This window comes from Micromonospora sp. NPDC049374 (assembly GCF_040677165.1).
Classification (GTDB): Bacteria; Actinomycetota; Actinomycetes; order Mycobacteriales; family Micromonosporaceae; genus Micromonospora.
Window position 1 is genome coordinate 78,032 of record NZ_JBFAQH010000010.1, and the last position, 12,555, is coordinate 90,586.

13 protein-coding genes are annotated in these 12,555 nt (G+C 71.3%); 6 read left to right on the top strand and 7 right to left on the bottom strand.

The window, feature by feature from the left end:
- Positions 1 to 23: 23 nt before the first annotated feature.
- The 5 genes from AB0J93_RS17915 to AB0J93_RS17935 all read right to left on the bottom strand — a co-directional run bounded on the left by AB0J93_RS17915 (position 24) and on the right by AB0J93_RS17935 (position 4,898).
- Positions 24 to 2,060: a DUF4173 domain-containing protein gene (locus tag AB0J93_RS17915; RefSeq protein ID WP_363923129.1), complete on the bottom strand. Its 2,037-nt coding sequence runs from the start codon at positions 2,058 to 2,060 to the stop codon at positions 24 to 26.
- 154 nt (positions 2,061 to 2,214) lie between these two features.
- Positions 2,215 to 2,934, bottom strand: a complete 720-nt coding sequence (locus AB0J93_RS17920; protein WP_363923131.1) for a dihydrofolate reductase family protein — start codon at positions 2,932 to 2,934, stop codon at positions 2,215 to 2,217.
- A gap of 76 nt (positions 2,935 to 3,010) precedes the next feature.
- Positions 3,011 to 4,288 carry a sigma-70 family RNA polymerase sigma factor gene (locus AB0J93_RS17925; RefSeq protein WP_363923411.1) on the bottom strand — a complete coding sequence of 426 codons (1,278 nt, stop codon included), beginning with the start codon at positions 4,286 to 4,288 and terminating at the stop codon, positions 3,011 to 3,013.
- The gene (locus AB0J93_RS17930) at positions 4,285 to 4,653 is read right to left on the bottom strand and encodes a YciI family protein (RefSeq protein ID WP_363923133.1); all 369 of its coding nucleotides are present in this window, start codon (positions 4,651 to 4,653) and stop codon (positions 4,285 to 4,287) included. The genes AB0J93_RS17925 and AB0J93_RS17930 overlap by 4 nt, the downstream gene beginning before the upstream one ends.
- Before the next feature lie 113 nt (positions 4,654 to 4,766).
- Entirely contained in the window at positions 4,767 to 4,898 is a 132-nt protein-coding gene (locus AB0J93_RS17935) for a hypothetical protein (protein ID WP_363923135.1), read from the bottom strand.
- 26 nt (positions 4,899 to 4,924) lie between these two features.
- Between AB0J93_RS17935 and AB0J93_RS17940 the strand changes: the two genes are divergently transcribed.
- The 5 genes from AB0J93_RS17940 to AB0J93_RS17960 all read left to right on the top strand — a co-directional run bounded on the left by AB0J93_RS17940 (position 4,925) and on the right by AB0J93_RS17960 (position 8,354).
- The gene (locus AB0J93_RS17940) at positions 4,925 to 5,194 is read left to right on the top strand and encodes a hypothetical protein (RefSeq protein ID WP_363923137.1); all 270 of its coding nucleotides are present in this window, start codon (positions 4,925 to 4,927) and stop codon (positions 5,192 to 5,194) included.
- Positions 5,194 to 6,231: a hypothetical protein gene (locus AB0J93_RS17945; RefSeq protein WP_363923139.1), complete on the top strand. Its 1,038-nt coding sequence runs from the start codon at positions 5,194 to 5,196 to the stop codon at positions 6,229 to 6,231. The genes AB0J93_RS17940 and AB0J93_RS17945 overlap by 1 nt, the downstream gene beginning before the upstream one ends.
- A 148-nt stretch (positions 6,232 to 6,379) precedes the next feature.
- Positions 6,380 to 6,739 (top strand): GntR family transcriptional regulator, encoded by a 360-nt coding sequence (locus AB0J93_RS17950; protein WP_363923141.1) that lies wholly within the window; start codon positions 6,380 to 6,382, stop codon positions 6,737 to 6,739.
- Entirely contained in the window at positions 6,736 to 7,662 is a 927-nt protein-coding gene (locus AB0J93_RS17955) for an ABC transporter ATP-binding protein (protein ID WP_363923143.1), read from the top strand. Before AB0J93_RS17950 ends, AB0J93_RS17955 begins: the two co-directional genes overlap by 4 nt.
- Positions 7,659 to 8,354, top strand: a complete 696-nt coding sequence (locus AB0J93_RS17960) for an ABC transporter permease (RefSeq protein ID WP_363923145.1) — start codon at positions 7,659 to 7,661, stop codon at positions 8,352 to 8,354. Before AB0J93_RS17955 ends, AB0J93_RS17960 begins: the two co-directional genes overlap by 4 nt.
- A gap of 127 nt (positions 8,355 to 8,481) precedes the next feature.
- Here AB0J93_RS17960 and AB0J93_RS17965 read toward each other — a convergent pair whose 3' ends face one another.
- On the bottom strand, positions 8,482 to 10,662 hold the full coding sequence (locus AB0J93_RS17965; RefSeq protein WP_363923147.1) for a carbohydrate-binding module family 20 domain-containing protein: 2,181 nt from the start codon (positions 10,660 to 10,662) through the stop codon (positions 8,482 to 8,484).
- A gap of 256 nt (positions 10,663 to 10,918) precedes the next feature.
- On the opposite strand from AB0J93_RS17965, the gene AB0J93_RS17970 reads away from it, so the two are divergent.
- Entirely contained in the window at positions 10,919 to 11,848 is a 930-nt protein-coding gene (locus AB0J93_RS17970) for an LLM class F420-dependent oxidoreductase (RefSeq protein WP_363923149.1), read from the top strand.
- Between the two features lie 243 nt (positions 11,849 to 12,091).
- Here the strand turns inward: AB0J93_RS17970 and AB0J93_RS17975 are convergent, their stop codons facing one another.
- Positions 12,092 to 12,520 (bottom strand): hypothetical protein, encoded by a 429-nt coding sequence (locus AB0J93_RS17975; RefSeq protein ID WP_363923151.1) that lies wholly within the window; start codon positions 12,518 to 12,520, stop codon positions 12,092 to 12,094.
- Positions 12,521 to 12,555 lie beyond the last annotated feature (35 nt).

Genomic DNA, 12,555 nt, shown 5'->3' on the forward strand with positions numbered 1-12,555 from the left:
CGAGCGGGTCGGCTTCCGGGCGGTCAGCGCGGTGTCCGGTTCTTCGGCAGGTCGAACTGGTCGGCGCGGCGGCAGTCGCGCTGATTGCCGATGGCGTCGGGCCCCAGCCGGTCGAGCACCTCCCGGGCCCGTTGCCGACCGAGGTTCCAGGCGTGCCACGGGTCCGGCTCGGCCAGGTCGTCGGCGATCCAGCTGAGCGTGCACCGGCGGACCGGATCGGGCAGGGTGGACAGGGCGGGAGTGGCGTCCGCGGAGAGCGCCCGCAGATACCAGGCGTCGATCCGGCCGGTCTGCTCGTACCGCGCGACATTGCGGCGGGCCGCGTAGTCCTCCGGGTTCAGCGCGGCCAGGCTCAGCAGCATCACCACCGCGAGAGCTGCGGTCAGTCGCGGAATCCAGCCGCCGCGCCAGCGTACGCCGGCCACCAGGATCATCAGGAACACGGCACCGAGCAGCAGTTCGAACGCCATCACGAAGATCCGCTCGCCGGTGAAGCTGTAGACCTTCTGGTAGGTGTACATCCGGGACAACGCCGACACCACGATGACCACGCTCAGCGCACTGAGCAGGCCGAGCAGGATTCTCAGCAGGACCCGGTCCAGCGGTCGGTCCCGACGTGCCCACCTGGTCACCCCGCCGAGCACCGCCAGGGCCAGCAGGGTCACCGCGACCAGTTGCCAGAAGCCGCTGCGGGCGTACTCGGCGTAGCTGAGTCCGGTGGTTTCGAGCACGTGCCGTTGCCCTCCGAAGAGGACTGTGAACTGCACGGCGACGAAGCCGCCGAACAGCGTGGTCAAAGTGGCGATCGGCGGAGCCCACTCGACGAGCCCGATGCTGCGCGAGGTCGGCCGGTCCACCGAGGACAGCTGAGGCGGAGCGGCGATCGTGTAGACGGCGGCCACGGTGATCAGGGCGCCGACGGCGGCCAGGAACAGCCACCGGAACACGCCGCCCACGCTGATCTCCGGAATGAGGGCGCCGAGTACCTGGGAGAAGGCGGCGTCGGCGGAGGAGAGCAGCGCCCCGAACACGACCAGCACCGCCACGGTGGCGGCGACCGAACCGACGACCCGACGGGCGGTCCCGGAGTCGTCGGGTGCCCGGACGTGGGCACGCACCCACGGCAGTCCGCGTAGCGCCGCGATCGGGGTGGCCACCAGGCTGAACAGGATCGACCGGATACGTCGTCCACCGACGATCGCGAGTGCCGTGCAGGCCAGCGCGCCCAACACGCAGAACGTGACAAGCCACCAGGCGTTGCGGAAGCCGAGGACCGCGAGCAGCGCCAGGGCAGCCGCGGCCCAGCCGGCCCGCACCCAACGCTCGGGCCGGGGGAGTCCGGCGATGTGGTGCCGCACCGCGACGGCGACGCCGGTGCTGAGCACCAGGTAGCCGAGGAGCCAGCCGATGCCGGTGCGACCCAACGGTACGAGCGTGGCCACACCGAGCGCCCCGGCCAGGATGGCCAGGGGCGTTGCCCGGTTGCGGGTCGGCGCCGGTCCCGGCCACACCCGGTCGAAGAACGACGGCTGTGGCGGCGCCGGCCGGAACGGGTACGGCGGACCCGGCCGCGAATAGCCGGGTGGCACCGACTGCGGAACCGGCGGACCCGCCGGGGCCACCGGCCCACCCGCCACCGGCCCACCCGCCACCGGCCCACCCGCCGTCGGGCTGCCCGCCGTGGGCGTGACCGCTGGCGTCGCGGCGGCTGGTGGGCCGCTCGCCGGCGGGCCGCCGGCTGGGGAACTGCTGGCCGCGTCGCCGGTTGGTGGGCTGCTGGCCGGGCCGTCGGCCGTCGTGGTGGTGGCTGGTGTCGTGGGCTGTTCCGTGGCCGCGCCGGCCCGGGTGTCGGTAGGTCCGGTGGCAACGAGCCCCACCGGCTGCGCGGCCGTGCGTTGCGTCGGTGGCGTCGGACCGGCCGGGCGAACGTCCTCCGGCACCAGGGGCAGGAAGATGGCGTAGCCCTGGGTGCCGGGCGGGACGCTGACCGGAATCGCCCAGGCGGGCTGGTCGGCCGGTCCGGGCCAGACGATGGGTGTCAGCCCGTCTGCCGGTGGCATGACCAGCAGACGGGGGGCCGTCGCAGCCGGTGGCGCGGCAGCCTCGGGACCGGCTGCGACGGGTAGCTCGTCCGGTTCCCCGGGTACAGGGGAGCCGACGACGGGTGGCGGCTTGGACACCGCGCCCTCCTAGATCGACATGTGTGCCGTCACTCTAGGGCCGGGCGCGCTCTCCGGTGGTCCCGCCAGGGGTGTCGGTGCCCCTGCCACGGTCGTCGAGGACCAGCGGTGCGCGGCCGCGCACCGTGTACCGGACGTGCGTGACCTGCGGGCCGGGGACCACCCGGTCGGGGATGAGCTCGATCGCCTCGAAATCGTCGAGCCCCAGATCGTCGAAGAGCCGTAGCCCGGCACCGAGGACGACCGGAACCACGTGCAACTCCAACTCGTCGAGCAGCCCGGCCCGCAGCACCTGCCGGACCAGGCTGCCGCCGCCGGCCACCGCGACGTTCTTGCCACCGGCTGCGGCTCGGGCCTGTGCCACCGCGCTGGCCAGCCCGTCGGTGACGTAGGTGAAGCTGGTGCCGCCCCGACGGTGCAGCGTCGGGCGGGGCCGGTGGGTCACCACGAAGACCGGAGCGCGGAACGGTGGTTCGTCGCCCCACGGCACCTCGCCGCCGTCGGCCATCCGGCGTCCCATCACGTACGCCCCGGCCGCGGCGAACGACTCGGCGATGATCTCGGAGTCGGCGTCGTGCCGGCCGCCGGCGAAGCCCTGCCGCTCGCGCCACGCCATCGCTTCGGTGGCCCACCGGGTCACCCGGAAGAACCCGTGGCTCTCCGCCGACCGCAGCCAGTCGCCGTCGCCGTCGTGCTGTGGGCCGGCGTAGTAGCCGTCCAGCGACACCGACAGTTGGGCGGTCACCTTCGTCATGTCCGTTCCTCCCGGATTTGTCGGCACCCACCGTGGGTGCCGATCCGCCGGTGGATCGGAGCCGGACGGCTCGTTTCTACCGGATCCGAAAGTGACCTGGCTCACACAGGCGCTGGCTTGGGTCGCTCGCGGCGGCGGCGCGGCGCAGCAGGTACCGCCGTTCGGGATCGCTGCCGGCATGCTGCGCCGCTGCCCGCCACTGCGCGGCGGCGGCGGCCCGATCGTCGGCGCGTTCCAGCAGGTGGGCGCGGACGGCGTGCAGTCGGTGGTGCCCGGCCAGCGGCCCCGACTCCACCTCGGACAACAGGGCCAGCGCGGCACCCGGCCCGTGAACCATGCCCACCGCCACTGCCCGGTTCAGGGTGACCACCGGGTTGGGCGCGATCTGCTCCAGCAACTCGTACAGGGCGAGCACCTGGGGCCAGTCGGTGGCCTCGGTGCTCGGCGCCTCGGCGTGCACCGCCGCGATGGCGGCCTGGATCCGGTACGGCCCGGCTGGTGAGGCGGCCAGGCTGCGTTCGACAAGTGCGCGACCCTCGTCGATCGCCGTCCGGTCCCACCGCCCACGGTCCTGCTCCGCCAGTGGCACCAGTTCGCCGTCCGGGCCGACCCGGGCCGCCGCTCGGGCCTCGGTGAGCAACATCAGCGCGAGCAGGCCGGCCGTCTCCCCGTCGCCGGGCAGTTGCTCGTGCAGTCGGCGAGTCAGCCGCAGGGCCTGCCCGGTCAGGTCGGCGCGACGCAGCTGGGGGCCGCTGCTGGCGCTGTATCCCTCGTTGAACATCAGGTACAGCACCTGGCGTACGACGGCCAGCCGTGCCTCCGGTGCCGCCGTCGGCGGCGGTGCGAACCGGGCGCCCGCCTCCCGTAGCCGCAGTTTGGCCCGGGAGATCCGTTGCCCCATGGTCCGCTCCGACACCAGGAAGGCGGCGGCTACCTCGGCGGTGGTGAGCCCACCCACCGCACGCAGGGTCAGTGCCAGCTGCGCGGGCGCGGGCAGCGCCGGGTGGCAGCAGAGCAGGAACAATTCCAGCAGGTCGTCCCGGGGTGTCTCGGCGTCGGGCGGTGGGGCGACCAGCGCGTCGCGTGGGGTGCGCTCCAGCGCCGTACGCTCGCGGCGGGTGCGGGCGGCCTCGGTGCGTACCAGGTCGACGTAGCGGCGGGCGGCGACGGTGTGCAGCCAGCCCGACGGCTGCTCGGGAACGCCGTCGAGCGGCCACTTCTCGACGGCGGCGACCAGTGCCTCCTGCACGGCGTCCTCGGCCCGACCGAAGTCGCCGTACCGACGGACGAGCGCGGCCAGCAACTGTGGCGCGAGCCGGCGCAGCAGGTCGACGGTGGCCGCATCGAGGCTCAGTGGTCCGCTCCGTCGCCGGTCATCAGCGGCCAGATCTCGATGCCGCCGCCAGCGGTGCCGAACCGCAGACCCGGATAGTCACGGGCGATCTCCAGCGCCCGCTGCTCGTCGTCGACGTCGACCACGAAGTACGAGCCGACGTACTCCTTGGCCTCCAGGTACGGCCCGTCCGTGACAACCGGAGTGTCGGTGGTGATCCGCACCGACCGGGGCCGCGACACCAGCCCCTGCACGTCGACCAGCTCGCCGGAGGCCCGCAACGACTCGTTGAAGGCGTTGACCTTCTCGATCAGGGTGGTCAGATCGCCGTCCGGCAGGCTGCCCCAGATCTCCTCGTTGCCGTAGATCAACATCAGATACTTCACGTGTCGCCTCCATAATGGTCTATTTGTCCGGAAACGGACAGGACGGTGGGACCTGCCCCGACGCACTGTTGTAGCAGGTAGAGAGGCTGCGGATGGCGGGCCACATCCGATCCTCAGGCCCCGGCGGGAACCGTGACGTCCCGCCCGGCCGCCAGTACGGATCCCGCCGGGTGCGCCGCCGCGCCACCCGGCTCCGGCCCGCCGCCGTAGACCAGCCGCACCGACGGTGCTGCACCGCTGGTCACGGCGACCAAGCCAGGAAGGAGCCGCCATGGCCGCTCCCACCGCCAACGCCTCGATGAACCCCACCACCTACTCACCCGGCGAGCAGATGCTGCTGACCGTCAACTACGGCGACGCGGACCACCAGCGGCTGACCGTGACGGTCACGGTCGCCGACGCGCAGGGCAACCGTAGCGCCCCCGTCTCGGTGACCGCGGTGATCGATCCGCTCACCGTCACCGTCGCCGACGACTCGGGGCGCACCTGGTCCCGGGTCTCCGACAACGGCGCGGTTGCTGTCTTCCGGGCGGTGGCGTGATGCCGAGGGTCACCGTCACCGTGCGGGACTCCGCCAGCCGGACCGCCAGCGCCAGCGTCGCCTACACCGTGCTGCCGCCCGTGCTTGGTGGTTACTACCTCTCCGGCGGCGCCGACCCGACGGCCGACATGACCGGCGGCAACTTCCGGTCGCTGACCCAGTACCGCAGCTTCGCCGACGCCTACGTCCTTCCCGGCTATCAGCGCCCCTGGCTGATCACGCTGGGTCGGGCCGGAGTGCAGCTCAACATGGTGCTCGAACTGAAGCACTACGGCGCGCCCGACACCGGGCCGCAGACCTTCACCGTGGATGGGGTGAGGTACACGGTGCCGGCGCCGGCGATGACCATCCAGCAGCGACCCGGCGCGGTCTGGCCGAAGGCGTACGGCTACGGCCAGGTCCTCGCCGGGCAGTGCGACGGGTTGTTCGCCCGGGCGCTGTCGCAGTACCGGACGATGGGTTTCGGGGTGAACATCCAGCTCGCCTCCGAGCTGGACACCGATCACGAGTTCGGCACCACGGAGGCCGGCAAGGCGTACACCTGGGCCGAGTCCGACGCCCGGGCGGTGCAGGCCGTGACGTACATCGTCAACTGGTTCAGGGCCAAGGGGCTGCCCCGGGGCAGCACCTTCTCGGTCGGGCTCGGTGGCTTCAACCGGGACTGCTTCCGGCGTACCCACCCCGAGGCGCTGATGACCCGGCTCGACTACCTCCAGTGGAACGTCTACGCGACAAGTCCCAGCCACACCGCGCTGGAGCGGTTCCGGCGTACCAAGGACTGGGCGGTGGCCGATCTCGGCCCGGTGGCGTTGTCCCGTCCGGTGCTCATCGCCGAGTGGGGCGTACGGGTCATCGAGATCCCCGACCAGGCGGCCTGGATCGCCACCGTGCCGCCGGCCATCGCCCGGCTCAACGCCGAGCGTGGCCCGCTGATCGCCCGGACGAACTACTTCAACTCCGGCTGGGGCACCCTCAGCCCGAAGGTGACCGGGCTGGCCGCGCTGCGGGCCGCGTATGCCCGCCCGCCGTACGGCTGAACCCCGGTACGACGGCCCGGTCCGGCGTGACTCCCGGACCGGGCCGTCGCCCGCCATCCCCTTGACAACGGCGCCACCCTGGTTGCATGGTTAGTTACATGAGTAATGAACCAGTCAACCAGCGTGCCGACTGGGGATGGTGCACGTGATGGAGGACGGACGGCCGATCTTCCTCCAGATCGCGGAACTGCTGGAGAACTCGATCCTGGACGGGACCCTCGCGGAGGAGGGCCAGGTGCCCTCGACGAACGAGCTGGCCGCCTTCCACCGGATCAACCCCGCAACCGCCGCCAAGGGGGTCAACAAGCTGGTCGACGACGGAACTCTCTACAAGAAGCGAGGAATCGGCATGTTCGTCTCTCCCGGCGCCCGAGCGAAGCTCCGCGGCCGGCGCCGCGACGAGTTCGCCCGACAGTACGTCCGGCCGTTGCTCACCGAGGCGCGCAAGCTCGGCATCGAACCGGCCGAACTCAAGAACATGATCGACACCTGGGAGGCGGGCCGATGAGCGCGGTCGTCACCGTCAGGGATCTGACCAAGCGGTACCGGGGAGTCACCGCCCTGGACGGGGTCAGCTTCTCGCTAGCCGAGCATCGGATCCACGGCCTGCTGGGGCGCAACGGGGCCGGCAAGACCACCCTGATGCAGATCCTCACCGCGCAGAACTTCGCCACCAGCGGTGAGATAAGCGTCTTCGGGCAGCACCCGTACGAGAACGAACAGGTGCTCTCCCGGATCTCCTTCATCAAGGAGAGCCAGACCTACCCGTCGCACCTGCGGGTCACGCACGTCCTGCGGGCGGCCCGCCTGGTGTATCCGGGCTGGGACGAGGAGTTCGCGCAGCGGCTGGCCGACGTGTTCCAGTTGCCGCGCGGACGCAACGTCCGCAAACTCTCCCGCGGCATGCTCTCCGCGCTCGGCATCGTCGTCGGGCTCGCCTCGCGTGCCCCGCTTACCTTCTTCGACGAGCCCTACCTGGGCCTGGACGCAGTATCCCGGCAGCTCTTCTACGACCACCTGCTGGCCGACTACACCGAACATCCCCGCACCATCGTGCTGTCGACCCACCTCATCGACGAGGTCAGCGACCTGATCGAGCACGTCCTGCTGATCGACCAGGGCCGGCTCCTGCTCGACGTCGAGGCAGAGGCGCTGCGGGGTCAGGTGGTCACCGTCTCCGGCCCGGTCGCGGCGGTGGACGAGTTCTCCCGTACCGGCACCGAACTGCACCGGGCGTCGCTCGGCGGCACGGCCCGGGCCACCGTACGCGGCGACTTCGGCCCGGCCGCGTACGACCGTGCCCGGTCCCTGGGCCTCGGCCTCGAAGCGTCCTCGCTGCAGGACATCGTCGTTCGCCTGACCACCTCGAACAACGGGCACGCGGCCGGTGCCGGCAGCGCCGCCGCGGCAGACAAGGAGGCCGTCCGATGAACCGCGCCCTGACCGTGGCCCGCCTGCAGTTCGTCGGCTGGCGCAGTGTGGTCGGCTGGCCCTGGGGGATCCTCGCGCTCAGTTTTTCCATCAACCTGGCGCTGTTCAGCGCGATGAACGAGGCCGACGACTTCGAGCCGACCACCGGTGGGCTGATGAGCATCTACGTCGTGATGATCGTCGCCAGCATCAACGCGATCACCCAGGAGTTCCCGTTCGCGCTCGGGTTGGGCGTCTCACGACGCAGCTTCTACCTCGGCAACGTGCTCCACTTCGCCGGACAGGCGGTCAGCTACGGCGCGGTGCTCTACCTGCTGGCCGTGATCGAGGAGGCCACCGATGGCTGGGGCGTCAACATGCGCTTCTTCGGCGTGCCCTTCCCCCTGGTCGATCATCCGGTGCTGCGGTTCCTCGGCTTCGCGATCCCGTTCCTGCTGCTCGGCTTCATCGGCATCGCGATCGCCCTGGTCTTCAAGCGCTGGGGCGTCAACGGCCTGCTGATGCTGAGCACCGTCGCGTTGGCCGGGATCGGTGGGCTCGTCGTGCTCGCCACCTGGCAGGGCTGGTGGTCGGCGATCGGTGGCTGGTTCGCCGACCAGCCGGGCTGGGCCCTGCTGGTCGGCTGGCCGGCGCTGCTCACCCTGGTGCTCGCCGGCCTCAGCTATCTGACCATCCGACGCGCGACGCCCTGACCGTCGACATGCCGGCGTCCGAGACGGGTGGAGGCCGGCATGTCGACGCACCGTGGGACGGGGGCGGCCCCACCCGATCGGGGGATCGGGAGGGGCCGCACGGTGTGTACGGTCAGCGCCCGGTGGGTCAGCGCCAGGTGTCGGTGAGCGTCGGCGAACCGGAGGCGGTGGCGGTACGGTTCGCGCCCGACTCCCACACCACCTGGCCGGAATCGGTGCGCTTGACGTACTTGTAGGAGAACGTGGTGCCGGCGGGCAGGCGCACCGTACCGGTCCAGACCGGGTACTCCGTCGGTGACAGCCGGATCCCTCGGGCCGGATCCCAGCCACCGAGTGCGGTCAGGTCGCCGACCAGGTAAACCTGTTGGCCGTACGTGGTGCCGGCGGTGACCCGTACGGAGACCGTGGCGTCGCCGGGGGGATCGCTCGCCGGCTGGTTCCAGGTGGCGGTGACGGCGGTGCCGCCGGTGCCGGTGCGGTTGGGGTCGTTCTCCCACTGCGTCGTGCCGTTGCCGACCTTGACCAGCTTCCACTCGAACGCGCTGCCGGTCGGAATGTCCACCGACCCGGTCCAGGTCGGGTAGCTGCCCGACGTGGTGGACAGCTTCACCCCGTTGCTCGGGTTCCAGGAGCCGAGCTGCGGTATCGAACCGACGACGTACACCTCCTGACCCGGGTCGGTGGAGACGGTCGCGGTGAACCGGGTCGACCCGGTTGGCTGGGACGGGCTCGCGGTCGGCGTCGGCGTGGTGGTCGGCGTCGCGGTAGGGGTCGGGGTCGGGGTCGGGGTGACGCTGTCGAGGCGGGCCTCGACGTGCAGGGCCACCGCCTGGTCGGCGGGGATGGCGGCGGTGAAGCTGCCGCCGGTGACGGTGACCGCGCCACCCGGGCACGCCCCGGTCGACCGGTCGTAGGCGCCCCGGCCGACGTTGCAGTAGCGGCCGTCCGGCAGCGAGGTGACGAAACTGCGGTTCCAGGTGTTGCCGGTGGCGTTGAAGGCGGCGTACCCCCGGTTGCCCCGACCGAACGCCAGCCGGCCGTTGCCGTCGGTGGTGACCGACCCGATGCCGGTGCCGGCAACCGCGTTACGGAAGCCCGGCATGCCGGCCACCCCCGGGTCGCGGTGCTCACAGATCCACGCACTGCTGGCGCAGTCGGTGGCCAGGGTGGTGCCGTCGGAACTGCTGGGCGGGCCCTGCCCGTGCACCGATCCGTACGCGTAGCTCGACATCAGCTGGGGTCGGCCGTAGGGATGGGCCATCATGAACGTGTCCGCCAGGTAGTAGCGGGCACCGCTCTTGTACGTCAGCGTCGGGTTCTCCCGCTGCGTGTCGTGGTTGTCGATGAACACGACCGCCTGCTGCGCGGTCAGCCCGCCGTAGTTGGGCAGGTTGCCCAGCTGGGCGATGTTGCCGTCGCGGAACGCCGAGGAGACGGCCCGCTGGTAGTCGAAGTTGGTCACTCCGCCGTACGGGGCGTACGCCGTGTAGGGGATGGTTCCGTCGCCGTACACCTCGTGGAAGAGGTCCGGCCGGCCGCCGAAGCCGGGCACGTCCCGTAGCCGACTGATGATGTCGGCCAGGTGCGCCTCCTGTACGTGCTTGGCGGCGTCCACCCGGAACCCGGCCACTCCGAGGTCGATCACCGCGTTCATGTACTTGGCGACCTTCCGTCGTACCTCGGGGTCGGCGGTGTTGAGGTCGGCCAGGTCGAGCAGTTCGCAGTCCTGTACCTCCTGCTTGTTGCCCCAGTTGCTGATCCGCCGGTAGCAGGGCCCGAAATCGGCGTAGCCGTAGCTGTCGCCCGAGCCGTCGTCGAACAGGTTCGGATAGCTGTACTTGCTGTAGACGGTGCCCGCGCTGCCCGGGCCGCTGCCGGCCGAACCGGTGCCGCTCATGTGGTTGAGCACCATGTCCACATAGATTTTCACGCCCTGGGCGCGGCAGCGCTGGACCATGTCGACGAACTCGGCCTTCGTGCCTCGCCGGGTCTGATCGAGCCGGTACGACACCGGCTGGTAGTCCTGCCACCACGGGTAGGTGGCGCCCTCGGCGCTGGGCAGCACCACGTGCTCCTGCGGCGGGGAGACCTGCACGCCACCCCAACCGTCGGGGCCGAGGGTGGATTCGCACTCGTCGGCGACGGAGTTCCACCGCCATTGGAACAGGTGGACGATCGCGTCGCCGTTGGCGCGTACGTCGGCCGCGCTGGCGGGCCCGGTGCCGGCGGTGACGGTGGCGAGACCGACCGCGACCAGCAACGCGGTCAGGGCCGCGGGGATCGCGGCGCGGGGACGGGGGATACGCACGGTGCCCTCCTCGGGGGACGGTCAGGCAGACGTCGGTGACAGCGAAGGTTCCTGCAAGTAATGCAAGAAGTTGCGGTGGTTGCGTGACCGTAACAGGAGCATCGATAGTTGGGAACCTATCTTTCACAACATGGTGCAACGGGATTCAGGTCCTTGCCGCTGTCTGCAATACCTGCAAAGATTTCCGACCCTGATTCCGAAAGTGACCGGTGAGCGTCCCCGAGCGCCACAGCCGGCGGCTTTCTATGCTCGACCCATGGAACTGCGGATCTTCACCGAACCCCAGCAGGGTGCCAGCTACGACGACCTGCTCGCCGTGGCCCGACGTGCCGAGGAGACCGGCTTCGGCGCCTTCTTCCGCTCGGACCACTACCTGAAGATGGGATCGGTCAGCGGCGAGCCCGGCCCCACCGACGCCTGGACGACGCTGGCCGGGCTGGCCCGGGACACCCGGTCCATTCGGCTCGGCACGCTGATGAGCGCCGCGACGTTCCGGCTCCCCGGCCCGCTCGCGATCACCGTCGCCCAGGTCGACCAGATGAGCGGCGGACGGGTCGAGCTGGGCATCGGCACCGGCTGGTACGACGCCGAGCACCAGGCGTACGGGATTCCGTTTCCGCCGCTGGGGGAGCGGTTCGACCGGCTGGACGAGCAACTCGCGGTGATCACCGGCCTGTGGCGCACCCCGTCGGGCGAGACGTTCGACTTCACCGGCCGGCACTACCAGGTAAGCGACTCGCCCGCGCTGCCCAAGCCGGTCCAGCGCCCGCATCCGCCGATCCTGCTCGGTGGCAAGGGCGCGAAGCGTACGCCGCGGCTCGCCGCCCGTTACGCCGACGAGTTCAACCTGCCGTTCGTCTCGATCGACGAGACGGTGGCCCAGTTCGAGCGGGTCCGCGCCGCCTGCGCCGACATCGGCCGCGACCCGGCGCAGCTGACCTGGTCCAACGCGCTGGTGCTCTGCTGCGGCAAGGACGACGCCGAGGTGGCGCGGCGGGCCGCGGCGATCGGCCGCGACCCGGACGAGCTGCGCGTCAACGGTCTCGCCGGCACGCCCGCCGAGGTCATCGACACCATCGGCCGGTACGCGGAGATCGGCAGCCAGCGCCTCTACCTCCAGGTGCTCGACCTGACCGACCTGGACCACCTCGACCTGGTCGCGGCCGAGGTGATGCGCCAGCTCTGACCGGCCGACGTGGTGCGACTCCCGCGCGGCGCGGCGCGGGCGGCTCCGTCCGGCGCGGGCGGCTCCGTCCGGCGCGGGCGGCTCCGATTGCGGCAAGCCGGGGTGTCAGCGGCCCCGGAGACACCGGCATGCCGCAATCGGAGTCGATCTCGCCCAGATGCCGCCCGCGACCGGGCAGGCCGGGCCGGACCGGCGGGGCGGGCAAGCCGGGCGTCGGGCCGGGCAAGCCGGGCGGCGGGCGCGTCAGACCCGGTGTTCGTCGCGCAGCACGGTGTCGAGCTGGCCGTCCCGGTCGCGGTCGAGGTAGGTGACGTCAGGGAGCCCGTCGCCGTCGAGGTCGAACTGCACCTGGTCCGCCACGCCGTCGCCGTCGAAGTCGGTGACCACCTGGACCGAACCGTCCATGTGCCGGGTCACGATCGACCGGGCGCCGGCCTCGACCCGGGGTGGCGGGCCGGGGGTTGGCGGTGGTGCCGGCACCGGCTCCGGGGCGGGGCTGGGCTGCGGGTCCGGCTGGCTCGCCGACGGCCCGACATCGGACCAGGTGACCGAGGAGCCGTCGACGGTGCCGGTGGGACCGCTGGCGGGGTACACGCCACTGCCGGCCGGGTCGATCTCCTCCTCGGAGGGATACACGTCGCCGCGAGGGGCGGGATCACGGTAGCTGCTCATCGGCGTAGGGTTCCCCGACGGAGCCGACGGTAACC

Excerpts from the sequence above, each read along its gene's own strand:
- AB0J93_RS17915 (WP_363923129.1), bottom strand. The coding sequence starts at position 2,060 with ATGCCACCGGCAGACGGGCTGACACCCATCGTCTGGCCCGGACCGGCC.
- AB0J93_RS17920 (WP_363923131.1), bottom strand. The coding sequence starts at position 2,934 with ATGACGAAGGTGACCGCCCAACTGTCGGTGTCGCTGGACGGCTACTAC.
- AB0J93_RS17940 (WP_363923137.1), top strand. The coding sequence starts at position 4,925 with ATGGCCGCTCCCACCGCCAACGCCTCGATGAACCCCACCACCTACTCA.
- AB0J93_RS17945 (WP_363923139.1), top strand. The coding sequence starts at position 5,194 with ATGCCGAGGGTCACCGTCACCGTGCGGGACTCCGCCAGCCGGACCGCC.
- AB0J93_RS17950 (WP_363923141.1), top strand. The coding sequence starts at position 6,380 with ATGGAGGACGGACGGCCGATCTTCCTCCAGATCGCGGAACTGCTGGAG.
- AB0J93_RS17955 (WP_363923143.1), top strand. The coding sequence starts at position 6,736 with ATGAGCGCGGTCGTCACCGTCAGGGATCTGACCAAGCGGTACCGGGGA.
- AB0J93_RS17960 (WP_363923145.1), top strand. The coding sequence starts at position 7,659 with ATGAACCGCGCCCTGACCGTGGCCCGCCTGCAGTTCGTCGGCTGGCGC.
- AB0J93_RS17970 (WP_363923149.1), top strand. The coding sequence starts at position 10,919 with ATGGAACTGCGGATCTTCACCGAACCCCAGCAGGGTGCCAGCTACGAC.
- AB0J93_RS17975 (WP_363923151.1), bottom strand. The coding sequence starts at position 12,520 with ATGAGCAGCTACCGTGATCCCGCCCCTCGCGGCGACGTGTATCCCTCC.